At 65.4% G+C, this 22,887-nt stretch carries 22 protein-coding genes; 3 read left to right on the forward strand and 19 right to left on the reverse strand.

Annotation, left to right across the window (positions count from 1 at the left end):
* Nucleotides 1-8: 8 nt before the first annotated feature.
* The 3 genes from ITJ69_RS09735 to ITJ69_RS09745 all read right to left on the reverse strand — a co-directional run bounded on the left by ITJ69_RS09735 (nt 9) and on the right by ITJ69_RS09745 (nt 2,254).
* A complete protein-coding gene (locus ITJ69_RS09735) occupies nt 9-578 on the reverse strand; it encodes a manganese efflux pump MntP family protein (RefSeq protein WP_123937103.1) in 570 nt (189 codons plus the stop codon).
* A gap of 175 nt (nt 579-753) precedes the next feature.
* On the reverse strand, nt 754-1,404 hold the full coding sequence (locus ITJ69_RS09740; RefSeq protein WP_194672661.1) for an NADPH-dependent F420 reductase: 651 nt from the start codon (nt 1,402-1,404) through the stop codon (nt 754-756).
* A 64-nt stretch (nt 1,405-1,468) separates the two neighbouring features.
* Nucleotides 1,469-2,254: an inositol monophosphatase family protein gene (locus tag ITJ69_RS09745; protein ID WP_159572537.1), complete on the reverse strand. Its 786-nt coding sequence runs from the start codon at nt 2,252-2,254 to the stop codon at nt 1,469-1,471.
* Nucleotides 2,255-2,359: 105 nt separating this feature from the next.
* Here ITJ69_RS09745 and ITJ69_RS09750 point away from each other — a divergent pair, with 105 nt between their 5' ends.
* Nucleotides 2,360-3,271 carry a LysR family transcriptional regulator gene (locus ITJ69_RS09750; RefSeq protein ID WP_194672662.1) on the forward strand — a complete coding sequence of 304 codons (912 nt, stop codon included), beginning with the start codon at nt 2,360-2,362 and terminating at the stop codon, nt 3,269-3,271.
* A gap of 99 nt (nt 3,272-3,370) precedes the next feature.
* On the opposite strand, the gene ITJ69_RS09755 is transcribed toward ITJ69_RS09750, so the two are convergent.
* The 3 genes from ITJ69_RS09755 to ITJ69_RS09765 all read right to left on the reverse strand — a co-directional run bounded on the left by ITJ69_RS09755 (nt 3,371) and on the right by ITJ69_RS09765 (nt 5,921).
* Complete coding sequence (locus tag ITJ69_RS09755) at nt 3,371-4,225, reverse strand: LamG domain-containing protein (RefSeq protein ID WP_194672663.1); 855 nt, start codon at nt 4,223-4,225, stop codon at nt 3,371-3,373.
* The gene (locus ITJ69_RS09760) at nt 4,222-5,106 is read right to left on the reverse strand and encodes a S26 family signal peptidase (RefSeq protein ID WP_123671314.1); all 885 of its coding nucleotides are present in this window, start codon (nt 5,104-5,106) and stop codon (nt 4,222-4,224) included. Before ITJ69_RS09760 ends, ITJ69_RS09755 begins: the two co-directional genes overlap by 4 nt.
* Before the next feature lie 149 nt (nt 5,107-5,255).
* Entirely contained in the window at nt 5,256-5,921 is a 666-nt protein-coding gene (locus ITJ69_RS09765; RefSeq protein WP_228505328.1) for a hypothetical protein, read from the reverse strand.
* Nucleotides 5,922-6,083: 162 nt separating this feature from the next.
* Between ITJ69_RS09765 and ITJ69_RS09770 the strand changes: the two genes are divergently transcribed.
* Nucleotides 6,084-6,533 carry a MarR family winged helix-turn-helix transcriptional regulator gene (locus tag ITJ69_RS09770; protein WP_194672665.1) on the forward strand — a complete coding sequence of 150 codons (450 nt, stop codon included), beginning with the start codon at nt 6,084-6,086 and terminating at the stop codon, nt 6,531-6,533.
* 37 nt (nt 6,534-6,570) lie between these two features.
* Here ITJ69_RS09770 and ITJ69_RS09775 read toward each other — a convergent pair whose 3' ends face one another.
* From ITJ69_RS09775 to ITJ69_RS09835, 13 genes are all read right to left on the reverse strand, one after another.
* Entirely contained in the window at nt 6,571-7,131 is a 561-nt protein-coding gene (locus ITJ69_RS09775) for an MOSC domain-containing protein (RefSeq protein ID WP_194672666.1), read from the reverse strand.
* A 42-nt stretch (nt 7,132-7,173) separates the two neighbouring features.
* Nucleotides 7,174-7,488 carry a DMT family transporter gene (locus tag ITJ69_RS09780; RefSeq protein ID WP_131845112.1) on the reverse strand — a complete coding sequence of 105 codons (315 nt, stop codon included), beginning with the start codon at nt 7,486-7,488 and terminating at the stop codon, nt 7,174-7,176.
* Complete coding sequence (locus tag ITJ69_RS09785) at nt 7,488-7,835, reverse strand: DMT family transporter (protein WP_123292953.1); 348 nt, start codon at nt 7,833-7,835, stop codon at nt 7,488-7,490. Before ITJ69_RS09785 ends, ITJ69_RS09780 begins: the two co-directional genes overlap by 1 nt.
* Nucleotides 7,832-8,446 (reverse strand): TetR/AcrR family transcriptional regulator, encoded by a 615-nt coding sequence (locus tag ITJ69_RS09790; RefSeq protein ID WP_131845110.1) that lies wholly within the window; start codon nt 8,444-8,446, stop codon nt 7,832-7,834. The genes ITJ69_RS09785 and ITJ69_RS09790 overlap by 4 nt, the downstream gene beginning before the upstream one ends.
* Nucleotides 8,447-8,589: 143 nt before the next feature.
* On the reverse strand, nt 8,590-8,775 hold the full coding sequence (locus tag ITJ69_RS09795) for a hypothetical protein (protein ID WP_159574224.1): 186 nt from the start codon (nt 8,773-8,775) through the stop codon (nt 8,590-8,592).
* A 419-nt stretch (nt 8,776-9,194) separates the two neighbouring features.
* Nucleotides 9,195-10,394 carry a hypothetical protein gene (locus ITJ69_RS09800; protein WP_194672667.1) on the reverse strand — a complete coding sequence of 400 codons (1,200 nt, stop codon included), beginning with the start codon at nt 10,392-10,394 and terminating at the stop codon, nt 9,195-9,197.
* A complete protein-coding gene (locus ITJ69_RS09805; protein WP_194672668.1) occupies nt 10,391-11,977 on the reverse strand; it encodes an ATP-binding protein in 1,587 nt (528 codons plus the stop codon). Before ITJ69_RS09805 ends, ITJ69_RS09800 begins: the two co-directional genes overlap by 4 nt.
* Nucleotides 11,978-12,057: 80 nt before the next feature.
* Nucleotides 12,058-14,982, reverse strand: coding sequence for a DEAD/DEAH box helicase (locus ITJ69_RS09810; protein WP_194672669.1), 2,925 nt, complete (start codon nt 14,980-14,982; stop codon nt 12,058-12,060).
* A 784-nt stretch (nt 14,983-15,766) separates the two neighbouring features.
* The gene (locus ITJ69_RS09815; protein ID WP_194672670.1) at nt 15,767-17,209 is read right to left on the reverse strand and encodes a TniQ family protein; all 1,443 of its coding nucleotides are present in this window, start codon (nt 17,207-17,209) and stop codon (nt 15,767-15,769) included.
* A complete protein-coding gene (locus tag ITJ69_RS09820; protein ID WP_194672671.1) occupies nt 17,202-17,537 on the reverse strand; it encodes a hypothetical protein in 336 nt (111 codons plus the stop codon). The genes ITJ69_RS09815 and ITJ69_RS09820 overlap by 8 nt, the downstream gene beginning before the upstream one ends.
* A 33-nt stretch (nt 17,538-17,570) precedes the next feature.
* Nucleotides 17,571-18,335 carry an ATP-binding protein gene (locus tag ITJ69_RS09825; RefSeq protein WP_323743079.1) on the reverse strand — a complete coding sequence of 255 codons (765 nt, stop codon included), beginning with the start codon at nt 18,333-18,335 and terminating at the stop codon, nt 17,571-17,573.
* Nucleotides 18,332-20,458, reverse strand: a complete 2,127-nt coding sequence (locus tag ITJ69_RS09830) for a Mu transposase C-terminal domain-containing protein (protein WP_194672673.1) — start codon at nt 20,456-20,458, stop codon at nt 18,332-18,334. The genes ITJ69_RS09825 and ITJ69_RS09830 overlap by 4 nt, the downstream gene beginning before the upstream one ends.
* Nucleotides 20,455-21,399, reverse strand: coding sequence for a hypothetical protein (locus tag ITJ69_RS09835; protein WP_228505330.1), 945 nt, complete (start codon nt 21,397-21,399; stop codon nt 20,455-20,457). Before ITJ69_RS09835 ends, ITJ69_RS09830 begins: the two co-directional genes overlap by 4 nt.
* A gap of 844 nt (nt 21,400-22,243) precedes the next feature.
* On the opposite strand from ITJ69_RS09835, the gene ITJ69_RS09840 reads away from it, so the two are divergent.
* Nucleotides 22,244-22,831 carry a hypothetical protein gene (locus ITJ69_RS09840; protein WP_194672675.1) on the forward strand — a complete coding sequence of 196 codons (588 nt, stop codon included), beginning with the start codon at nt 22,244-22,246 and terminating at the stop codon, nt 22,829-22,831.
* The last annotated feature ends 56 nt before the right edge of the window (nt 22,832-22,887 follow it).

Consider the following 22,887-nt stretch of genomic DNA (forward strand, 5'->3'; position numbering starts at 1 on the left):
CCGCAGCCTCAGCCGATGATGCCCGTGTGCTCGAGCACGATGTTCACGCCGATCAGGATGAGCACGACACCGCCGGCGATCTCGGCCGGCTTGCCGAACCGGGCTCCGACGCGGCGCCCGACGACCACGCCGGCGAAGGACAGCACTGCCGTCGTCACACCGATGAGCAGCACCGCGCCGCCGATCGACACCGGCAGGAACGCCAACGTGACACCGACGGCCAGGGCGTCAATGCTCGTCGCGATCGCCAGGACCAGGAGTTCGCGGATCGGCAGGCGGTCGGTGTCCTGCTCGGTGTCCTCGTGCTTCGAGAACGCCTCCCACAGCATCTTGCCGCCGATCAGCGCGAGCAGCCCGAACGCGATCCAGTGGTCGAAGGCGGCGATGTACTGCGCGAACGCCGAACCGAGCAGCCAGCCGAGCAGGGGCATGAGCGCCTGGAACGCACCGAACGTCAGCGCGATGACGAGCGCGTGCCGCACGTCGAAGCGCTTCATGTGCAGGCCCTTGCCGAGGGCGACGGCGAAGGCGTCTGCGGAGACGCCGAGCGCGATGAGGAAGAGGGCCCAGAACGACATGGGGGCGGCGCCTTTCGAGACGGTCGGACGGAGACGCCGACGTCTCAGGACCTGACGATCCTGGCATGGTTCCGAGGACGAAAAGGCCTGATCAGCGGTATTCGTCGTGCCGAATCCGGGGGTTGGTGCGCCCGCCCCGGCCCCCCGTGGTCGCCGCCGGTCGCGCCTCCGGTCCTCAGCGAGCGACGGACAGGGCGAAGGGCGCGAAACCGATTGCGCCGAGCAGGCTCGGCACCATCAGCGCCATCGACTCCGGGCCGGACGCGGTGGCGATCGGGCCGAGGTCCACGACCCACCCGTCCTGCCAACCCAGGCTGCGAAGCAGGTCGCCCACCGTGGCCTTCGCCGCGGCGTCGTCCCCGGAAACGAAGGCGGTCGGCGGGGTGGCGAGTGCCGCCGGCGCGGTCATGACCGAGAACAGCATCGTGTTGAGGCTCTTCACCACCCGGGTCTCCGGCAGGGCTGCCTGCAGCCGCTCGCCCAGGCTGCCGTCGACGTAGGCGAGTCCGCCCGGCAACCCGTCGGCGGTCCGGGTGGTCGCGTTCGAGACGTCGAGCAGGATGCGTCCGGCGAGTCCGGCTCGCAGTGCCGTCAACCGCTCCAGGGTCGTGTCGCCGGGTGTGGCGTTGACCACGACCGCGGCGGACCGGATCGCGGTCTCGATGTCGGCGACCTCGACCCCGGTGTCGGCCCAGTGCGGCCGGACGGACTCGGGGTCGCGGATGCCGATGGTGACGGGGTGGCCCGCGGCGGCGAGGCCACGCGCGAGCGTGCCCCCGACACGTCCGGATCCGAGGACGGCGATGGTGGTGGTGCTGGTGGTCATGGGGTGTCCTTCGTGGTCAGGTGCGACGGGTGGGTCAAGGGGTTGGGGTCAGCGGCTCAGCGGCTCATCGGGCGAGCACTGCTGCGATCGGGCGGGCGAGGTCCGGCGCCGCGGCGATGCAGTCCTCGCTCGCCAGCGTCCAGGGAGCACCGGTCGTATCGATGACTGCGCCGCCCGCCTCGTGCACCAGCAGGGCTCCGGCAGCCAGGCCGGACCGGACCTGCCCGAACTGCCAGAAGCCGTCGACGTGCCCGGTGGCGACCTGCACGAGCTGCACCGTCGCGGGGACCGAGGCCGACACGAGCAGTGCGGCGTCGAGCATCCGGTCGATCGAGTCGCTCATCCGGCGACGGACCGCCGGTGCCTCGCCCGGCTTCGCCTGACCGGTACCGACCAGGGCGGCTCCGAGCTCGGTCTTGTGCGAGGCGCTGATCGGGGTCCCGTTCAACCGCGCACCGGCCCCGCGGACGGCCGTGAACACCTGGCCGAGCGCCGGCAGGACGACGGCGGTCAAGACGGGGACGTCGTCGCGCACGAGCGTCGCCGTCACGCCCCAGTTCGCGGATCCGTGGACCAGGTTGACGTTGCCCTCGGCGGCGTCGGTCACCCACCACTCGCCTGGGCCGAGGGCGCCGTCGCCCTCTTCGTCGTCGTCCCACCGCGCGTCCGGGCGGAGCCGTTCGAGCGCCGGTCGGAGCACCGCCGTCGAGGCCGCGTCGTTCGCGTCGATCGCAGTGAGGAGCGACCGAACGTCGTCGACCCGGTTCGCGGTCGAGAAGCGCTCGAGGAGCACCTGCGCGGCCGCGGTCACCGCCTCGGTCACGCCGTCGAGCAGCTGGTGGTCGTCCATGGTCGTCTCCTGTCCCGGCCGACGCGGTCCGTCGATCCAGGAGCAACGCTACGAACGTCGACCATTGCGCACCAGTACATTCCGCGCACCGGTAGATTGCGTCTCGTGCAACTGGATCTGAACCTTCTCACCGCGCTCGACGCCCTGCTCGAAGAGGAGAGCGTGACGGGCGCCGCTGACCGACTGCACCTGTCGGCACCGGCCATGAGCCGCGCGCTCGGCCGCATCCGGATCGCCGTCGGAGACGAGGTCCTGGTCCGCAGCGGCCGGGTCATGCGGCCCACGCCACGCGCCCTCGCGATGCGCGAGGAGGTCCGGTCGCTCGTGCTGCGCAGCCGGCAGGTCCTGACACCCGAGACGACCTTCGACGCCGGCGCCCTGCACCGGACCTTCACGATCCGTGCGCACGACGCCCTGGTCTCCGTGCTCGCCCCGTGGCTCGTCGAGCACACGCACCGGATCGCCCCGGGCGTCGGCCTGCGGTTCCTCGGCGAACCGGACGACGACACCACGGACCTGCGGCGGGGCGTCGTGGACCTGGAGATCGGTTCCGCCGAGCCCGCGACCGCCGAGATCGACCACCGGCACATCGCGACCGACCCCCTGGTCGGGCTGGCACGCCGCGGGCACCCGCTCCTGGCCTCGGCCACCGCCGACGTCGACCTGGCTGCGTGGGCAGGTGTGCCGCACGTCGTCGTCTCCCGCCGCGGCCGGTTCGGCGACCGGATCGACGAGCTGCTCGCCGTGACCGGGCGGTCACGGTCGGTGGTCGCGTCGGTCGCGTCCACGAGCGCCGCCGTCGAGATCGTGCGCGCGACGGACGCGGTCGTCGTCATCCCGGCGTCGGTGGCGTCACGTGCCGTCCGCGCGGACGACACCGTGGTCTTCACGCCGCCCGTCGAGCTGCCGGCGGTTTCGGTCGTCCTGACCTGGCACCAGCGCTCCACGTCCGACCAGGGGCACCGGTGGCTGCGCGGCCTCGTCGAGCAGGCGCTCGTCGGCACGCTGGAACCCTGACCGGCTTCGGCGACCCGGCTCACGTCTTCGACGTCAGCCGGATCGGACGGGAGGCCCGTGGCGGGCCTGCCTCGGGCCTCCCGTCCGCCCTGCGGCGCGTCAGCGACCGGCTGCTGCGTGCGCGGCGACCTGGCTCGCGGACAGTTCCGTCCCGTAGACGGCCGCGTACCGCATGGACCCGGTGAAGTAGGCGTTGGCGGGCGAACCCGGCCATCCGCCGATGGTGTCGTAGCCGATCCGGAACCAGCCGGTGTAGTTCTCCGGCGTCTTGTACGTCGCGTTCGACGCGACCAGCGTGCCGTCGACGTACAGGCGCATGCCGTTGGTCGGCGACATCGTCGTCACGGCGTGGTGCCACGTTCCGTCGGTGTACACCTTGGGCGAGGTGACGACCTGGGTCGTGCCGTTGTAGGTCCCGAAGACGAGCTGTCCGCTCGTGTTGAGGTAGAGCTTCCGGTCGTGCTGCCCTGATCCGCCGGTCTGGCTGCTGCCGAAGCCGATGAGCTGTCCACCGGCGACCGTGGTCTTGAACCAGACCTCTTCGCTGAAGGTCGTCGGGTTGGCGTACGAGGTCGGGGTCGAGACGTAGCTCGTCGACCCGTTCAGCACGTAGGCGCTGCCGCTGTCCCGCGGGCAGGCGATCGGGGTCGCCGTGGCCGCGGTCATCGCGCCCTGGTACGTGCCGTTCGCCCCGCGGCCCGACCAGTCAGTCGCGGTCTTCGCGTTCGTCGACTCGGTGAGCCGGTACGCGAACAGGGCGTTCGCGGTGTCCGCTCCGACGGCTCCCGTGCAGGTGAAGTACGGCGCGGTCGCAGCGGTGTTCGTGTCGTTCCGGACGGTGGCGCTGTACGCCGAGCGCGTCGGGGCGAACTGGTTCAGCAGGACGACGACGGCCAGGGCGACCACGAGCAGGAGGGCGACGACACGGCCGTCACGCAGGTGACGGAGGATCACGAGGGACGCACCGCCTCGACGCGGCCGACGGCCAGGCAGGCCACGAGCGGCACCAGGCACACGGCGATCAGCGCCACCCACCCGAGCGGGTCGAGGTCGATGTTCGAGGTCAGCTGGTAGTGCCCGTTCTTCGTGAGCTCGTGGATGACCACGCGGCCGACCTCACCGTCGACCAGGTGCACGGTGTTGCCGCCGTGGGCGTCGATGCGCACCGGGAAGATGCCGGACGAGATGACGGTGGCCTCGACACCCGTCGGGCTCGAGGTGTTCGTGATGGTCGTCACGTTGACGAACGGCTTGAGCACGAACGCGGCGTACGAGACCGTCAGCGCGGAGCCGGCGATCCGGAGGCACGTGCGGGTGACCCGGTCGGTGAATGCACTGGTCAGGGTCAGGATCAGCAACGTGCCGATGAGCAGGATCGGGGCGGCGCGGAACAACCAGCCGAGGTGCGGGACCAGGAGCGCCGGGGTGCCGATCACGTCGGCCTGCGACAGCGTCCACGGGTCGACGGCGCCGTTCACATCGCCGCGGGTGTGCAGGCCACCGTCGGCGTCGATCGCGATGATGCGGTGCGTGTAGACGACGTCCGGGTTGGCGGAGGTCTCGAACGAGACGACGTCGCCGACGCGCAGGGTGGTGACGTCGACCGGCAGGTCGAGCACGAGGGTGCCGACCGGGGCTGCTTCACCCATCGAGGGCGTCTCGACGACGAACCAGCGGCCGCCGGCGGACAGGAACAGGACGGCGGCGGTGAGCAGCAGCGCGGCGACCAGGGCGAGCAACCAGGCGAGGACGGTCTCGGAGCGGGTGACCGCACGACCGCGGAGGACCGGACGGTCGAGCGTGCCGCTGAGCGGGATCGCTGCGGTCTGGCTCATGTCGTGCTCCTGCGGCTCGGTGGGGTTCGGCTACTGCGCGTGGTGGAACGGGGGTGGCGACGCTCGGCCGGAGGGGGGTCGGTCGAGCGTCGCCGGTCTGGGGTCACGGGACGTCCCGGGACGGCTGGGGGAGCCGGCCCGGAGCGGGATCAGGCCGTGAACGTCCAGGTCATGGGGACCGAGGCTGCGAGGCCCTGGTACGTGTTGCCCGCCGAGGAGTCGAGGGTCACCGCGAAGTTGAACGGCGTCGAGGCGCCGGCGGCCGGAGCTGCGGGCATCGTGAAGGCCGACGCTGCGGCGCCCTTGAAGCTGGCGAGCGTGCCGCTGAAGACCGTGGTCGAGCCCGAGGTGATGACGAGGTTCATCTTGCCGCAGAGGTCGGTCGCGGTTCCGTTCGAGGAGCCGTTGTTCGACTGGGTGCACGTGCTGCCCGGCGTCAGGGTGAAGGTGCTCGCGGCAGCGGTGCCGGTGTTCTTGATCGAGATCGCCGTGTTGACCGTGTTGCCCGGCGTCATCGTCGTGCTGCCGCCGAACTTGTTGATCGTCGAGCAGGTCGCGGAGTTCGTCGAGACCGAGCCGCCGTCGGTGCTGAGGCAGGTGACGGTCGCGCCGGCGTTCTGCTCCTGCATGATCAGCGTGCCGCTGGCGGCGGTGTTGCTGCTGTTCGTGATGCTCGCCGCGAACCCGGACAGGGTGCCGGTGAGCGAGAGGGAGAGGAGCACGGCGGCGAAGATGCCGGCGAGGAGCGCCACGGGGGCGAAACGGATCCGCTTCAGCGCGGAGGTGCGGAGCTTGGTGGACACGGTGTACCTCATCGGTTCGGTGGTTCGCAGTGGTTGGGGGAAGCAAGTCCCTCGGGCGGATTTGCTTCAATCATTAAGATAGTCACCGCTTGACCAAGTTAGCCACTCGCACACCTACCCCAGTGCGGGGGACGCTCCCGTCCCCCGGGTTCCCGACATGGAAGGATTCCCCCCGTGACCCCCGCCGCACCCGATGACGACGCCGCCGACCTGATGGCCGCGTTCACCGCTGTCGTGCGCGCGAACGCGAGCCTGGTGAACCAGCTCAGCGCCCGAGCCGGGGTGCACGAGAACGCCCTGCGAGCACTCGTGCTCATCAGCGACACCGGGTACTCCACGCCAACGGAGGTCGCTGGCTACCTCGGCCTGACCTCGGGCGCGGTGACGAACATGATCGACCGGATGAGCACCGCCGGACTCCTCGAGCGCGCGCCGAACCCAAACGACCGTCGTGGGTCGTTGCTGCGGCTGCTGCCGAGTGGCGAGGACGTCGTCGCGGACTACCGGCAGCGCTACGCCGCCATGCTCCGGGCGGTCGACGGCGCGCACGGCGGCGAGCTGCACGAGGTGCTCAACGACCTGGCGACGAGTTTGTACCAGCAGGCCGCGGCAGCGGGGGAGTAGGGCGCCGAGCTCGCGTGCTCGCGCGCTCGGGTGCCCGTCAGACCGGCTGGAGCGCCTGCTGCTCGCCGGCGGGGAGCTCGACCCGGATGCGGTCACCCGTCCGGACGACACCGCCGGTCACGACGACGCTCATCACGCCGCCCTTCCGCACGACCGACCCGTCCTCATCCCGCCCGAGCACTTCGCGCAACAGGCCCGGCTCGAACCCGTTGATCTGCTGGCACGGGTTGCGCAGCCCCGTCACCCGGACGCACGCCGCGTCGCCGAGGTGCAGCAGCGTGCCGGTGGGCAGACCGAGCAGGTCGACACCGCGGGTCGTGACGTTCTCGCCCATCTGGCCGGGCTCGACGCGGTACCCGGCCTCGGCGACCTCGTCGAACACCTCGGCGTGGAGCAGGTGGACCTGCCGCAGGTTCGGCTGCGAGGGGTCACGTGCCACGCGGGAACGATGTTGGACGGTCGTCCCGGCGTGGGCGTCGCCCTCGATGCCCCAGCCCTCGACCAGGGTCACCTCGTCGACGACGGGCTTGCTGAACCGATGGACGTCGTCCCGGCTCACGGCGATCACACGCGGCTGGTCGTCACGGTTGTCGGTCATGGTGCGATTCTGGCGCAGGTTCGGTTTCGACGCAGCCCCCGGTCAGTGTCCGAGCTCGACCAGGAACACCCCGGCGATGATCAGCGCGATGCCGCCCAGCATGAGCAACGTCAACGGTTCGCGGAACAGCACCCGCCCCAGGATCGCCGTCAGCGCGACACCGGTCGCGGCCCAGATCCCGTAGGCGACACCGATCGGCAGGCCGAGCGTCAGGGCCACGGCGAGCAGGCTGAAGGCGACGAGGTACCCCAGGACGACGGGCACGAAGAACAGCTTCTTGCCGTCGGTGGCGAGCTTGAGGCTGATCGTGGCACCGACCTCGGAGACGATCGCGACGGCGAGCAGAACCCACGCCATCAGAATGCCCCCCGCTTCCGTGCGGCGAGGGCTCGCTGCGAGCCGATCTCGACCAGCAGCACGCCGGCAGCGATCAGCACGATGCCGACGACCATGGTGAGCGTGAGTGCCTGCCCGAACAGCACGGCCGCGAGCACCGCGGTCAGGGCGACACCGGAGGCTCCCCAGATGCCGTAGGCGACCCCGACCGCCATCCCCGCGCGGAGCACCAGGATCAGCATCGCGAACGCGGCGACGTAGCCCACGACGACGAGCGCGTACCACCCGGGCTGGTCCACAGCGGCCTGCATCGAGAGCGCTCCGGTGACCTCGGCGACGATCGCGGTCCCGAGGAACAGCCACCTCATGCGCCGGTCCCGTCCGCCAGGGCCGCGATCGCCCGTGCCGCGACCCGGACGGTGGCCTGTGCGGCTCTGTCGTCCCGGTCGGCGAGCCACGTCGAGCTGATGCCGTCGGCCGTCGCGATGAGCAGCCGGACGACGTGCTCGACCGGCACTGCCCAGCGGATGCCGTCCTCCGCGGTCCACTCGTCGACCTGCTCGCGGACCGCATCGAGGTACGCGTGCTGCTCCCACGCGGCGAGGTCCTGCAGGTCGGGGTCGCGCCGTGAGTGGGTGACCAGCTCGACGACGGCGAGTGCGGTCGCTGGGTCGTCGCGCGTCTGCGCGAGGTGGGCCGACAGGCCGGAGGTGATCCGGGCCTCCAGGTCGAGCCGCGTGACCGGTGGTGCGAACGCGACCGCCATGGCGGTGCGGAGCTGGCGTTCGAGCACGGCACGGAAGAGCGGCGCCTTCGATGCGAAGCAGTAGTGGAAGGCGCCGTGCGGCAGGCCCGCGCGGGCGGTGACCGCGCGGGTGGTCACGGCGCTGATGCCGCCGTCGCGCAGGACGGCGATCGCGGCGTCGACGAGCTGCTCGCGTCGTTCCTCGACGCTGCGGTGCTCTTGCTGGAGGGTCATGGTCCGACCGTACGGCGAACTTGGCCATGTGGCCGAGTCAGGCGGTGAACTCTCAGTGTGGGATGGGTTCGCGCCAGCACCACGGTCCACAGCAGAACGACCCTCGGCCAACCGGCTGAGGGTCGTTCTGTGGTGCGACGTGCCTACTTGTGGCTGGAGCGCTGCGTGAACTTGGAGTTCACGATGCCGTAGAGCACCCAGACGACGACCGCGACGAGGGCAACCGTGCCGACGGTTGCCGGCAGCATCCCTTGCGCGAGGAACGGGACGAGCAAGAGGCTGGCCACGCCGAGGACGGCGAGGGTGATCTTGTAGCTGCGAGGAGACATCAGACCGTCCTTACTTGCACTGGCTGGCACTCTTGTCAGCTGGTGTGGAGAGAAAGACAAAGTGTCGTATCCGTCAGCGACTCATCAGAGATAGAACGTCATATCGTCGCGGCGGCCTGAGAGTCAAGTTGTCGCAAACGCGTAAGTGAACTGGAGCGGCATACTTGAGCGGCTTCGGCGTGCCGCCCACTACGGGTCCCGGCGCGGATAAGAACCGTCCCGCTCGCGCACTAGCGCGGGGGCGCACCATCCGCGCCTCGCCTTAACGGGCGGCCCGGGTGTGCTCTCGTCTGCTATGAACGGGAGCTCGTCGAGCGTCTGGGGCGACGACGACCCCTTCCGCGCACGTCGAATCTCCGAAGAGGCATACTCGTGCCCCTCGGCGCCGATAAAGCGCCAGACTCAATCGGCACTGCCCCTCACGAGGGCTGAATTGACCGCTCCCAGACCACATCATAATTCACGCCGAACCTCGAAACAGCGGCGGCGACCGCACTCCCCGGCCTTTGCTCACCGACAATCACGTGCACCTGCGGGACAACGAACCCTCCGGAGCCAACGAAGACGTGCCTGTCGTGCAGATCGTAATGGTCGGCCGAGGTTATGAAACGCGCTTCTACGCCAGGGATGAGGTTCAACCGAAGCATCTCAGCCCTAGAAATCTCGCGATCCCCTATGGCGCGAGCGCCAAGCAAGCGAATTTGGCACCCAGCAGTCGGTACCACTGCTTGCAAGAAGCTTCGAAGGGGCTGAATGTCCCTATACATATAGCGGTCACACCAGGTGACAGTTTCAGCACCTGCGACCATATCCGCGAATTTCTGCACGCTACCAGCAAGGACACTCGGCCATCGTGGGTCCATGGATGGCGGCGCTTGCAGAGATGCTTCCAGCCGCTTGAAGAGCAAGGTGGGCCCCGCTCTTGTGAAAAGACCGTTCGCGGCGCTTCGAGCGCCAACTGAATCGAACTCCTCATCGATGCTCTGCCGTCGAAGCACCTCAGGTGCGGCCTCGCGAACGTCTTGTAAGTAGGACCGATCTTGCTCACAGCGATCCGCGACGGTATTGGGTGAGAAGTCCTCGGTACTGAGCGCTTGGTCCGCGAGGAGTGAAGAATCGCCAAACCATTCTTGTACTTCCGGCGCCACGTCTGCAATTGGGCTGACACCGAGCTTTGGCGGATCAATGGGTGAAACCCGAGAGAGGAGCGGACTTCCGGCACCCGGCCTCTCAACCTGAGTTGAGCATCGCGCAGTGAACATTGCCCCAATGTCCTGCGCATTGACACCATCAATCAAACGACGGCTCAACCAGTTTTGTAAGCGCGCTCCGCCTGGACGAGACACCGCCGTGTCATAGGAATCGAAGAGCACTTGTGCTCCGCCTGGCCCCTTTACCGTTTCCTCAATCCGGCTAGCCAGGGCTTCGAGCTCGGCCTTGTGGGTCATATCAGTGAAGGCATGACCGTCAACATATATGGCACTCGAACCAATGAACTCCGCGAGCTCACGAACCAGATAAGTCTTTCCTACCCGTGGCGGAAGCCGCAGTATAAAACGCTGGCCTCCCACAAGCTTATAGGCAACCTCTTCAATCCAAGCACTGGTCGAGCTGGTCATGAGCTTGTTCTATCGAGTGCGGAAATAGCGGCTGAAATCCGCGCACTATAATCCGGGAAGCACAGTCCATAAGCGATTGCATGGGCCAGCGCGTCCGGCTCCTCCCGGAGGATTTCGCGACCACCCTCAGCCTCACCTACATCCTTGGAAAAGTAGAGATGTAGTAATGCAGATTCATCCGGGAACCACTCAGTGAATGATTCCAGTACATCAGCAGCTTCCTCGCGCGGTCCACTATACGCCCGCGTTTCGATCGCACGGTTTAGGATCTCAGTTGTGAGATGGAAAGGGAGCGATTCGGCCGTTCTAGCTTTAGCCGCTATCGAGCACGCTTTTCGAGTAAGCAGCGGATGGCCCCCGAACTGCGCAAAGAGGGAATCTATGGTTTTGTGGTCACGGATGCGCACACCCATACGCCGTCCGAGAGAGCGAACCATCGCCGCCATCTCGTCGCGAGGCATCGGCGCGAGCCATAGGAGACGTACTAGTTTGTATAGCAAGTTGTCTCGACCATCGAAAAGTGGTCGCTCGAATAGCGCCGGGTCGACGCCGGCGCAGAGCAACACTAATGACTCTTGCTCCTGCAGAAGGCTGCGTAGCTGCACCAGCGCGGTGTACAACGCGCGCGCCTCGTCCGGCTCCAAGTTTGATCTCAGCGGAAAGGCCTGATCTATCTCATCCACGACCAAAGCGGCAGGGGACTCAACTTCGCCAAGTATCTCACGAATGTCTTGCACCCAGAAAGGTGCTGAATCTGGGACATCCATCTTCCGAGTTCCTGACCGCGTTAGCGTCCGCAGACGTGGGGAGAACTGCTCCGGCGAGGAAAGATCTTGAACCGCGGACCAGAGTTTCTCTAGCACCGCCGAGCGAAACTGCTCAGCGGTGACAATCTCACTGACGTCGATGTGGATAGTCACGTGGCCGCCTTCGTTGTTGCGGAGCGTGGTAACAGCGTTCAGAAGAGAAGTCTTCCCTGCCTTCCGCAGACCGAAAACCCCGACAGAGACGGCCCTCTTCAAATCCGCGGCGATTGACTCGACCTCCGCCGTACGTCCGTAGAATCCGCTGGGGTCCCGGATGGCCGTTGTTACATCGTAATGATCAACGGTCGCAACTGCTTCGGCTATCAGCTCATGCAGTCCTGGCGGATTATCGCCGGCAAAGGCAGCAGGTTCAACTGCGATGATCGCCATCTCACCGGCGCGCCGCCGAGCCTTATCTCTTGCACTTGCATCATTGCTGATAAGGATTGCGAGGTCCGACTCTACTCGGATATCCTTTCGAACTCGCTCATGTATGACCGCAAGCGTCCGAGGCTCGACACGTTCGTAATCGGTGAAGAGCACCTTGATCTCTCGCTGCAGATCAAATATATTTTGCTGATGCTGTGGCAATGTTACATTCAACCACCAGCGTGATGGGTTGCTGTCCGGTTCAACGCGCCAGACCCCGACCTCACTTGCCGCGAGGTAGTCTAGAAACTGGCTTGCAGCGACGCTGGATCGACGAAAACGCAGCTTATGGTCGTCAAGTGCCGCCTGGTTGTGGGTTTTTCCTCTTCGCCTTTGGGGATCCGTCACTTCGATAGCATAAGCCCTTCGCGCAGCCTGCGGGAGACCCGATCTGGCTATCTAGGTCCAGGCCCGCCTACGGCCCTGGACTACTCACTGCAGATCACGGTCAGCTTCGAGAGCGCCGTTTCACTGAGGTACATATCGACGCTGGCGAGGAGTTCGAGCTGGTTGTGCTTGACGAGCTTCTTACTGAGACCAGGTTGGGCCATCACGATGTCGAGGCGAGGTCGGAGCGCGTCAGATCTTTCGTAGAGTCGTTGAAGGTCCTCGATGGTTCCGAACACGAACCCCGTACGGTTCGACGCAGCGCGCGTTCGTTCTCGGCGAATCAGCCGCTGCATCATCCGCTCAATGTTCCTCCGCCAGCCAGCGGATCGCTGCGCTTGGCCAGATAGCTCGTAGAGATCAACGAGCCTGGCGCCGGGCTGATCCTCGCTCGAAAACTTGCAATGCGTCAGCTGAACGACGAGCGTCCCATCAATCTCTCGAAGGGCAACGATGTCCGCGACCTCGCCGGATCCATCATCGTCGAGCACCACGTCCCACGTTCCCTCCAGAACAAGCGCCATGGCTCGCCCCTGGACGGTGTTCGGATCGCGATCTTCGCCCCACGACTCCTTCCGGATGTTGACGCCGCCCCAATCGAGTGGCGTGAGTCGATCTGCCGCGAACGGCGGCACTTCTCGATTGGGCTGGAGGAGGAGGCCGGGAGGCTCGATGACTGCATCCTTGTCGAGCAAAACACGGATGCCGAGTCGGTTCGCAAGTTCTGAGAGCGGCTGGGTCTTCCGCGTTCGAACGATCCCGACTTCCCGGGCAGGATCTGCTGGCTGGACGGTCAGTCCGGACGCCGTGAGGCGCATCACGTACTGCACGATCCATAGCGGCGATTGAACCGTGAACCACAAATCGGACGGATTCGTGCGCTCACCCACGACGAGTGATACATCCGCGAACTGAACAGAGACGTCGTCGACGGTCACGTCGGCTGGTTCAAGTACGTCGCCAAGCGCCATGCTGAGTTCCAGGTCGAGAACGATCCGATCCTCAGGCCACGCGTCCACTGTCACAGGACGGATGAACCCGCTCATGATCTCATCAACACTGATGGTGGGGTCGATGATCTTCGGCCCCACAACGTCGCACCACTCCGTCCATTGCTTCAGCCCGTTCGCGGTCCGGTGGCTCCACACCCGACCTTTCAACGATGCTGCTATGGAGTACTGCGCGCCGTTCAAGAACCCGGTTCCTGCGATGTGCGTCTGTGTCTTGGTCTGAGCCTCCGCCGCGGGGAAGGCTTCCGTGACATCGCTCCCGTGATGACTCGTGTAGCGGCGGCTGCGGTTCCGGGTATCAAGGAGTCCAACGTTGTTGGGCGTCAGGCGCTGCACTTCGTGGAAAACGCGGAAGACATCCTCGCCGCTGAGGGGACCGATGCCTTGTTGACGCGTTACGGCGGCAGCCAGTTTCTCGTGAACGGAGCTGTTGTCGGAGCTGTGGATGTACAGCAGCCCGTGCTTCTCGTCCCAGTACACGACGAAGAGGTTGTACTCGATCGCGTCAACGTTGTCGACCATGCCCCAGCGCGGTTCGCTCCGTGAGGCCGTGACGTACCAGAGCACGTGATCGCGCTCATTAGTTGGGATCGGGTAGGTGACCAACCGGTCGGGCGGCACGAACTCGCTCGCGCCCTGAGGATGCCAGGTGAGCGTCGTCGGTTTGTAGACGACCGTGCTCAGCGCCGGAGTGATCGAGTGGATCGAGATCGCGTCGGGCAAACTGCCAAAAGCCTTTGTGAATTCGTCGATTTCTTGCTGTTCCTCCACCGCTCGAGCGGTGAGGTCCTCGATGATGAGGTTCCAGTCGGCGTCTTCCGCGTACAGGCGACGGAGCGCGTCGTTGTGCCGTACTTCGCTTCGAGCGGCCACGACTGTCGCGGACCCCATCGTTGCGCCACCGCTTCGCGCGAAGCGGCCAACGAACTGGAGGGTGATGCCGAGGCTACGGTGCTGGTCGTGCATTGCTGCGATTTTCAGCTGAGGGAGGTCGAACCCCTCGCCGAACATGTCGACGCAGACGAGGATTCTCGACTCCCGGGATGCGAGGTTCGTCAGCGCCGACTCCGTATCGGCCTTCTTCGTTCCACTGTGCACTAGCACGGGGCCGAGGTCGGCTGCTTCGGCCTCGTAGATCGCGAGTATCGCCTGTGCGCGGATGACCGTGTTCGCACGCGCCATGACGAGATGATCGAGGCCGGCGGCAAGGTCTGCGCGAAGCGCAGCGATGGCACGCCTCGCGACCGCAACGTCGGGGTTCACAAGCTCGAGGACGGATGCGAAACGAATCTTCGAGAAGTAGCCCTGTCGCTGCGCTTCGCGCAGTGGGAACGCGTAAATGAGGCTTCCACCGAGGTGCTGACCGTCGGTGCGATGGGGCGTAGCCGTGAACTGAACGACAGGCTTTGGAACGAATCCGTCGCGGATTGTCCGCCATGTGCGAGCGGACACGTGGTGGGCTTCGTCGATGAAGAGGTGTGTGAACCGCGACAGAAACGCGGATCGCACCTCGTCGGAAGTGTTCGTCAGAGCGTTTGGTGTGGAGATCACGACGTTGCACGTGTCGGCAAGGTTGTTCGCGTCCGCGATGTCGTCGAGTCGGCCGAACAACTTTCCAACGACGGGCATTGCGGCAGATTCGGGAACGAGGTCGAGCGCTGGGAGTACCCCGAGCGTTGCGAACTTCGCGGCGAGTTGATCCCGGAGCGCGTCGGAGGGGACGACGACTAGAAGACGCTCGGTACGCGTAGCGACCATAGCAGTCACCATCGTGTCCGTCTTTCCCGTGCCGGTCGGCATCACGATGGTGGCGGGGACTCGGGGATCCGTTGTCCAGTACCCGAGGAGTGCGTGGACCGCGCCGACTTGGGGTGTACGAAGTCCCGGGCGGCCTGGACTCTCTTCGGCGAGGGCAAAGTTCGCTGGCCAGGTGTCGATCACTGCGGCCGGAGCCATCGGCTGAGTGTCGGTGCCGTTCGCTCGCGCCAGTAGCTGGCTGGCTCGCCACTTCGACCCGCGGAGCTCCGTCGAGCTGCGCGGTTCTTTGTCAGTCCGGTTGGCCATTTCTCCCCCCCCCATAGGAATATAGCGAGAAACAGCTTCGAACACGGCCTTCGGCACACAAGAACGCCCACGTATACCCGCCGGCCATGCCCGCTTCCTCGATCATCACCCAGCCGCGAGGTGCGTGGACGCCTGCGTCCAATCGATCTGCTCCACGGTTGCCTCACTTGAGTGGGGTCTCGCATCGCCCGCCCAAAGGCAGTGACGAATACTCCTGCGCAGTTCCTTGGCGAGACGGGACTCGGTACAGCCTTCCGCGCGAAGGGTGTGGAGCCTTAGCCAGTCGATATCGTCCAGCTCCCTCCCCAACCTTGTAGTGCGAGCGAGCGCCCGCGAAGGTGCCCAGACGCTTGGTTCGTCGATGCCCGATGACCGCAGGATCCCGAACAGGTATGCGTCGAGGCCCTGCTGAAGCTCGAGGGTGACTGCCGCGCGAAAGCTGGAGTACTCAGCGGCGTCCTGCTTGTGCCGTCCGATCGCCAGTCCAGGTGGCAGCGCACGGGGGTTGGCTTGGGTAGCTCGCTTGAAGAGGTATCGCTGAGCATTGCGGAGGCGGACCTCACCGCCTGGGTTGTGCGCCGCAGCGTCGCAGATATCCACCCAGTGGGTCTTCAGCAGGATTCGGTCCCACGGTAGCTGAGTGCGTCTTACGTAGTTGATCGGACAGGGACGGGCGCTAAGGAGCATCGCGAGTTCGGTGATAGCGCGCACGAGCCCGATCGGCGTCTTCAGGAGAGCCGACCATCTTGGGCCGTAGAAGGCGCGTCAGGCGACGGACACGGTCCTCCGATCGCGCGTCGGATGTCCTAGTACGGTCGATGTACTCCGGAAGCTGTTCTCCCTTGTCAACCGTCTGGAGCGCGGCGCTCAGGGCCGATCGCAGCGCCCACTCCGTGGCTGCGCCGCCCCCATCGAGCGGTGTCGCCCATTCCGTCCAGAGGAGTTCGGGTACTTGCTGCGACTGGACGAACGGTCGACCGTCTTCGGCGGCGGTCGGCGCGGCGTATCTCCGCACGGATGACAACGCGGAGCCATAAACGAGGCGCTGCGAGATGGTGAAGTCCTGGTCGTGCGCGGCGAGGATTTTCTCCCGCATCGCTCCGTCAGGTTGACCCCATTTCGCGAGTAGTTCGCGGGGACTTCCTGGTCCGTATCCGGCGCCGCGGGGCACTGGTGCGGGAGGTCGAGAGAAAGTCACTCGTCGGATCCAAGGTCCGATGCTTGCATCGTTGGCCTTGGTGAGCATGAATGCTGCTGTCACGAGTGCGGCGGTGGCAAGGGCGTTGCTTGGCGCGGTGGCGCCGACACGCTTTTCCGTCTCGATGAGGCCGGCGAGATCTTGCAGCGGCAGGCCGCTAAGCGTCGCGATGAGGTCGACTTCGCCGGCGGCGCGAAGGGCAGACGCGTTTCCGCGAAGGGTGTGGAACAGGCCGCCGGCGCTGTGCACGCGGTCAATGGCTCGTGAGATTTGTGCTTGGGCGAGAAGGACAAAGCTGCGGTCGGGGAGCCGTGATTCGTCCCATGCGACCGTGAGGTCCGCACCGCATCGGCTGACCGGTAGTCCTCCGCTGATGTTGGCTCGACATCGGTTTGGGTCCCACAAGTACCGGCTTCGCCCCGTGGGCTCTGAGAGCGGCAGCAGGCACTCTGGACATGAGTCGAGGAGGATCCGCTCGTGCCGTACGCATGCGAAGGTCCAGTTCAGACGCCATGCGGCATAGAACACGCCGGGGTGTTCGAGGAGGCAGTCCGGACAGTAACGCGTGCCAGTGCGCCGCGCCCACAGGTATCGAGATGCGATCGAGGGAGCACTAGTTCGGGAGATTTCCGGTCCGCGGGTGGCACCTTCCATGGTCATTCGATGCAGCACATCTACGGGCAGTCCGATCGATTCTTCGATGTTCTCGAGCACGTCTTCGCTTGCACGGTGGCCCAAGTGACGAATCTCGTGCTCGCTCAGCTCAGCGAGCCCGAATGCGTCTAGAAGAGTGCCGCGTGAGACTCCGAATATTGACCATGCCCATCGGGTAATGGCCGACTGCAGCCACTCTCCGCGGTAAACCCGCGGTCGAACCGACAGCACCGTTGGCTGCCGAAGCAGCCCTGACCGTTCAGGCATCGGTGTCGGCGGTGAAGTCGTACTGCTTGCGGTCAAGGAGGGCCAGACGCGCGGGTCGTCCAGATTGTACGTGTTCCTCGAGGAGGATCTCGTCGAGGACGGCGCGGGTGATGTGCTCGGTGCCGTCCCATGCAACCGCGGCGGCTGCCGAGTCAATCAGCGTGGCGAGACTGTTCATGTATCCGAGGGTCGACACCCAGAGATAGTCAACAAGCTCTGCCGACAGCCAGCCTGCGCGGCGCGGTTGGCCGGGCAACCGTAAACGGTCTTCGTACTCGACCAGCAGGTCGCTCCATGCCTCCCGCTCGAGCGTCGACTGATAACCCATTGGTCGGACCGGAATCGGTATCCATCGGCCCTTTCATCCTCGACGAGAAGATTCGATCGGTCGTTTCGGCGGGTCGGTGAGCATCCAGCCGATGTCGTTCCCGCAGAGCACGACTCGCGTTCCGATGTTCGTCAACCACTTGAGCGCAAGATGCACGTGGCGGCCGGTCTGGCCATCGAATTTGACGTTGTGGATTTCGTCGAGCACCAATAGGCGTGTTCGGCAAGCCCGCAGGGCACGCTGCACCTGGACGGACGGGTCGCGGCGTTCTGCTGGCCACCCGAGCTCGCGAAGAATCGTGAAGTACATGCCTCGCACGTCGACGCCGTCCTCTAGCACGATGTAAAGCGCAGAGCGCTCGATGACGTCGAAATCGCGGGATGGGCTCGGCTGCACGCCTCGTATGTGGTCGAGCCGAGCGAGACGTCGGAGTTCGTTGGCTGTGAACTGCCGAACGATGAATGACTTCCCAACACCAGGAGGGCCTGAGACGACGGGAACGCCGCGCTGGTGGATCGGCTTGTTTGTCGCCGTCAGGGCGCTCACGGTCAGTGAGTTCATCACCGGTGTCGCTGTCGCCGTGTAGAGGAACGGCATACTCGCGTGCCACTGTGCCCGTTCGTACTGGTAGAGCATGCGATCGTCTGGGGTCATTGAGGCCATCTGCTGCATTGTGCGGAGGCCTGGGTCCGGCGTCGATGGGTTCTCGGTTTCATCTATGAAGGCTCGGTCCGCCTCGCTCAGCCGTTGGAGGTGCTCGTCCTCGTCGGCTGCTGCGGTTTCTGCGTTGCCGCTCACCATCCGTTCGTCCTCGACTCTGCTCGACGAAGGCGCTGCCGCGGGTGGAGTGGCGTCACGGGCGCGAGGGTCGATCCGATTGGCTCCGGCGCAGCGGCAGGAGCAGCTTCAACTAATGGGATGCTTTCGGCGGGTGGATCTTGCTCGGTGTCATACGGTTCGACGCGGTCGTCGATGATGGGTTCGAGGTCTTCGTTGCGGAACTTGTCCGTCTGACTTCCGACGATGCGCTCCCCGATGCTCTTCCGCCGGACCGCGACGGCTTCAGGGGTGTCGGAGTCGATCTCGTCGAGGAGGTCGAGGAGGCGTTCAGTGAATTGTGCCTGGGTCGGCGGTTTCTCGAGGAGCGCCGTATCGATCCAGTTCGTTGCGGTCTCACCGAATCTCGGCGTGTGCGCGGTGAGCTTGTCCCAGCGCAGGGAGTGCAGCATGCCGTCGCCGTCGAAGCAGTAGGTCCGGCGCAGGTCGGATGGGTCGTAGTAGACCCTGATCTTGTTGCCGTCGAGTGCGCGGCCGTCGCGCTGGATCTCGCGAAGGTGGGCGCTTCTGTACTTGAGCTTTCTCGCGGTGAGTGAGCTGGCAGAGATGGTCGCCTGCACGGACGGGAGGAAGCGAATCCACTCGTGCGCGGCGGTGACGTCTGGCAGCATGCCCGTTTCTTCGAGGGAGAGCGCCCACATCACGTAGGGGCTGAGGTCGACGTATGGGTCGCGCTCGTGGCGGAGTCCGGTGTGCAGGCGGTGGTTGTAGAGGTCGATGAACTGGCGCATGCGGCGCTCGTACTCCTCGCCGGTCCAGACTGCTTCCGCACGGGGATCTTCGCCTTTCTCATGCACGGATCCGCCCGTGAAGGCCGAGAGCATTGACTCGAAGAGGTCCTTAATTGTCCGGAACACTCGCTCGACCTGCGCCTTGTCCGTCGGCGTCAGCGCGCGCTGCGGCTCGAGGGAGGTTCCGATGCGGGCCATCTCGCCTGATGTGGCCGTTGCTCGGAAGGGCATGCCGTTGTCGACGCCGACGGCTTCCGGGTGAAATCCGGGGAACCAGGCGACTCCGGCGGGGACTCCGATGAACGTCTGGAGCGCGGGCTGTTCGCCAGATTCTGTCCATTCGGCCACGAGTTCGGTCGTCTTCGGACGGAGGACATCGGCGAGGCAGAGGACGACTCCAAAAGCGGAGGTCGTCTTCGTCACGCTCATACCAACGATCGCGCGGGTGTAGTGATCGAGCGCGATGGTCAACTCTGGACGGTATGTTTCGCGTGTGACGGGGTCGATGACCCACACGTTCACGGTGGTGGTGTCGAACAGGACGAGTTCCCCGGCACGGCTCGTCAACCGCTGGAGCTCCGCCGGGTCGGGCCGCTTTCCGGCGGAGATTCGGGCCGACGCAGATCCGCGGAACTCTTCCCGACGAGCCATCAAGAGGTTAATGCGGCTGCGGATGGTGCGGTCAGTTGGCAAGTTGGGGAAAATGCCGTTCTTACGACAGTGTTTGCGGAAGAGCACGATCTTCGCCGACACGGTCGTCGTCGATTTCACGCGACGATCGTTGAGGAAGGTTGTGAGCTCGTCGAGGAGTGCCTCACCGGTCTGGATCTTCCGTGGCGCGATGTATCGAGGATCGATGAGCGCCTGCGATCCGCCTTCGCGGTATCGCTTGAGGAGGCGCTCGAGGCGGCGCCGTTCCGACAACCAGTCCACTCGGTGCTTTTTCTGCCGGCCGTTCTTTCTCGGCTTGCGGGCCCGCATCTTCGCCAACGTCGTGGTCCGCTCCGCCAACGTGTGGAACTTCGGGTTCAGCGCGGGCTGAGGGACAGTGTTGACCGGATCTGAAGGCTTAAGCCCGGTCTGCAGCAGCAAGAGCATCGCCTTGTCCTTCTCGAACCGCTTCAACGCCCGCGAGGTCATCTTCTTCTCGACGGCGAAGGACCGAGGCCGGTCCAACGCCGGCAGGTTCGTGCTTCGGACGGAGAGAGCGAAGTCGCAGACGGGGACGTCCGGCAGCCGCTCGCCGTTGAGGTCCGCAAGCTGCACGGTCGTCCCCATGCGCAGGATCTTCGCTTCCCGCCCCTGCCAGGTGATCTGACGATCGTCGCGAAGCCACCGCACCCACTGGTTCATGCTGCGAACACTCGGCTCTTTTGCGTAAACGGAATCGTGAGGTCCGTTCTCAGGTGCCGGTCCCAGATCAGACTCCGAACGACGACGAGGGCGATCGATCGGGGCTGCGCTGTGCGACCACTGCTGGCTGGCCAGTCACCGATCCACGGCGCGATCTCCGTGGCGAGCTGACCGGCGGCAATGCCTCCGCGGCTGTGCTGGACAGCGCGAGCCCGGACCGTAGTGGCGACGGCCATAGGCACCTTCGACGACGCGAGAAAGGCAAGGTTCTCGATCACCGTACGATCGTGGCCGGTCCATACGACGTGTCCTATCCCTGCGCGATTCAGGATCTTGCGGACACGCTCGTGCCGAGCAATCGCTTCCGGCCTGGCCGCCTCGGAGGGCGTCTTCACGTCCACAGCGACAGGTACTCGACCGAGTGCCAGAACGACGAAGTCCACGGTGTGTCGGCGGAGCTCGTCGCCTGGCGGGAATTGGATCGCGACCGACTGCGCGCCGATGTGCACGACCCGTGGGTCGTAGTCGGCGACGAGGACGAAGGAACGCTCGAGTCGGGATTCGCAGTTGACCAGGTCGCGAACGGTCGTGCTGTAGAACGCGATCGGCTTGTTCTTCTGCCGGGGTCGACGGGAGAAGTCGCGCAGCGGGTGAGCCTCGGTGAAGTCGCTCCATCGGACTGATTCGAGGTCCCGAGGATAGGTGCTGTAGCCATCCGCGCTGAACACCAGTCGCGGGCTGCGCAAGCCCATCGTGTCGGGAAAGTCGAGATGGCGCACCCCGCGGATCGAGCGCGCCAGTCGGGCTCGAGATCCATGGCGATGCCGCTCGAAGCCTGCGTGTCGGGCGAGGACCTGTTCGAGGTTCTCGCCGCCGAGTTGCAGTCCTGTCACCGCGCCCGGCCAGTACTCATCCGCCCATGCGTCCAGCACGTCGCACATTCGCCATCACCCGCTTCGTCACCGATACGGTCAGCGTAGGCACAACGCCAGGTTCACAGCAATAGATGCTGGAAAGTCAGCCGTCCTTCTGCTGAGATGGTGCCGAGGGGCCGCGTTCGTCGCGAGCCCTCCGAATCCATAGGGAGACCGTTGTCTGCTTGGACCCGATTGCCTCTGCGATGTTCGAAGCCGTCACGCCGAGCTCCGCTGCCTCCAAGGCGAGCCGACGGCGACGCTCGGCGCCTCGGATCTGAGCGAGATGCTCTTGCCTCAGCTCCGCAAGGATGCGGGCGGCCTCGTCAGGGTCGGAGACACTCCGCCGAGGTCGTCCGCCAGGTTTGGGATTCAGGTCTGACACTGCGCTGGTTCCTTCAGTCCGTGAGACGAGCCCGAGTTGTCACATGCCAGACAGCGTGCGAACATCCCGGGACGGAACCGAGGAACGGAGTGAGCGCGTCGCTGCTTCACAGGCAGCGACGAAAACTGAACGCAGACTGGACAGTGGAGCCCTGGCAGACTCCTCACGTCCGAAGCACGGGCGGCCAAAGCCGGCCCGACGTTTCGCGTGCCTACGTTCGAGGCTCAAGTGTAACCACCCTCTCGGCAGCGAGGTCGTGTATCGATCCCACCGTTCTCGGACCTGACTATGCCGTAGATTCGTCCGTTTCTGCTCGTAAACGAGCGGATCTCGGCGGATTCGGTGGCGATCGGATCGTGGTCCCGGCGGCGAGTGCCCAGCTCGTCGCCGCCCATTCCGGTTCCTCACTCCAACTGCCCGCCGGTCCGACGTCTCGGCTGGCCCTCCTTAACGCGCAGAGATGATTCATCAGAGGGAGTGAGTGTCGTGAACATCCCCAACCTGAGCTTCGGGTCCATGGTCGGTGTCGTCGCTCATGGCCGCGACTACGGACGAATCGACGAACCTCAGAGCGGACCACGCGGAAGCCAAGCGACGCCTGAGGACGAGGACTTCCTCGTCCGCTCCGGCAGCATGACCCGCGCCGAGTACGAGGAGTCGAAGGCGGCAGTCGCTCGCGGCGAGCTGGAGGAGATTGAACGCCGCACCGAACTCGAGGGCCTCATCGCCTCGCTGACAGCCGACGAAGCCGCGGAGTGGCTGGGCGTCAGCAACGTTGAGCTGCATGCGCTCCTCCTTGTGGGGGAAGTGACCGCCTTCGTTTGGGACGGTGAGTTGCGGTACCCGTCGTGGCAGTTCACCGATGACCCAGCGATGCCGGTCCTTCGCGGCCTCGCACGGCTCACGTCGGCGTGGGGGGATCAGAAGCATCCGTCCACAATCCTCGGCTTCATGTACAACGCGGACCTCGAAATCGAAGGGACCGATGAGTCCTTCACGCCCATCGAGTGGCTGGCGATCGGTGGTGATGTGCAGGTCGTCCTCGACTACATCGAAGCGGAGAGTTGGCGATAGGACTCCCTCGGGATCACCCGACACACCGCTCCGGAGCATGCCGTTGCCGTCCCGCA

The sequence above is a fragment of the Curtobacterium sp. VKM Ac-2887 genome (assembly GCF_015350935.1).
Taxonomy (GTDB): Bacteria; Actinomycetota; Actinomycetes; order Actinomycetales; family Microbacteriaceae; genus Curtobacterium.

Bases quoted from the DNA above. Each gene is read 5' to 3' on its own strand.
- ITJ69_RS09780 (WP_131845112.1), bottom strand. From the start codon at position 7,488: ATGGCGTGGGTTCTGCTCGCCGTCGCGATCGTCTCCGAGGTCGGTGCC.
- ITJ69_RS09745 (WP_159572537.1), bottom strand. From the start codon at position 2,254: ATGGACGACCACCAGCTGCTCGACGGCGTGACCGAGGCGGTGACCGCG.
- ITJ69_RS09820 (WP_194672671.1), bottom strand. From the start codon at position 17,537: ATGGGTTATCAGTCGACGCTCGAGCGGGAGGCATGGAGCGACCTGCTG.
- ITJ69_RS09815 (WP_194672670.1), bottom strand. From the start codon at position 17,209: ATGCCTGAACGGTCAGGGCTGCTTCGGCAGCCAACGGTGCTGTCGGTT.
- ITJ69_RS09810 (WP_194672669.1), bottom strand. From the start codon at position 14,982: ATGGCTCCGGCCGCAGTGATCGACACCTGGCCAGCGAACTTTGCCCTC.
- ITJ69_RS09775 (WP_194672666.1), bottom strand. From the start codon at position 7,131: ATGACCGACAACCGTGACGACCAGCCGCGTGTGATCGCCGTGAGCCGG.
- ITJ69_RS09795 (WP_159574224.1), bottom strand. From the start codon at position 8,775: ATGTCTCCTCGCAGCTACAAGATCACCCTCGCCGTCCTCGGCGTGGCC.
- ITJ69_RS09735 (WP_123937103.1), bottom strand. From the start codon at position 578: ATGTCGTTCTGGGCCCTCTTCCTCATCGCGCTCGGCGTCTCCGCAGAC.
- ITJ69_RS09740 (WP_194672661.1), bottom strand. From the start codon at position 1,404: ATGACCACCAGCACCACCACCATCGCCGTCCTCGGATCCGGACGTGTC.
- ITJ69_RS09760 (WP_123671314.1), bottom strand. From the start codon at position 5,106: ATGAGCCAGACCGCAGCGATCCCGCTCAGCGGCACGCTCGACCGTCCG.
- ITJ69_RS09765 (WP_228505328.1), bottom strand. From the start codon at position 5,921: ATGAGGTACACCGTGTCCACCAAGCTCCGCACCTCCGCGCTGAAGCGG.
- ITJ69_RS09800 (WP_194672667.1), bottom strand. From the start codon at position 10,394: ATGACCAGCTCGACCAGTGCTTGGATTGAAGAGGTTGCCTATAAGCTT.
- ITJ69_RS09830 (WP_194672673.1), bottom strand. From the start codon at position 20,458: ATGAACCAGTGGGTGCGGTGGCTTCGCGACGATCGTCAGATCACCTGG.
- ITJ69_RS09785 (WP_123292953.1), bottom strand. From the start codon at position 7,835: ATGAGGTGGCTGTTCCTCGGGACCGCGATCGTCGCCGAGGTCACCGGA.
- ITJ69_RS09835 (WP_228505330.1), bottom strand. From the start codon at position 21,399: ATGTGCGACGTGCTGGACGCATGGGCGGATGAGTACTGGCCGGGCGCG.
- ITJ69_RS09790 (WP_131845110.1), bottom strand. From the start codon at position 8,446: ATGACCCTCCAGCAAGAGCACCGCAGCGTCGAGGAACGACGCGAGCAG.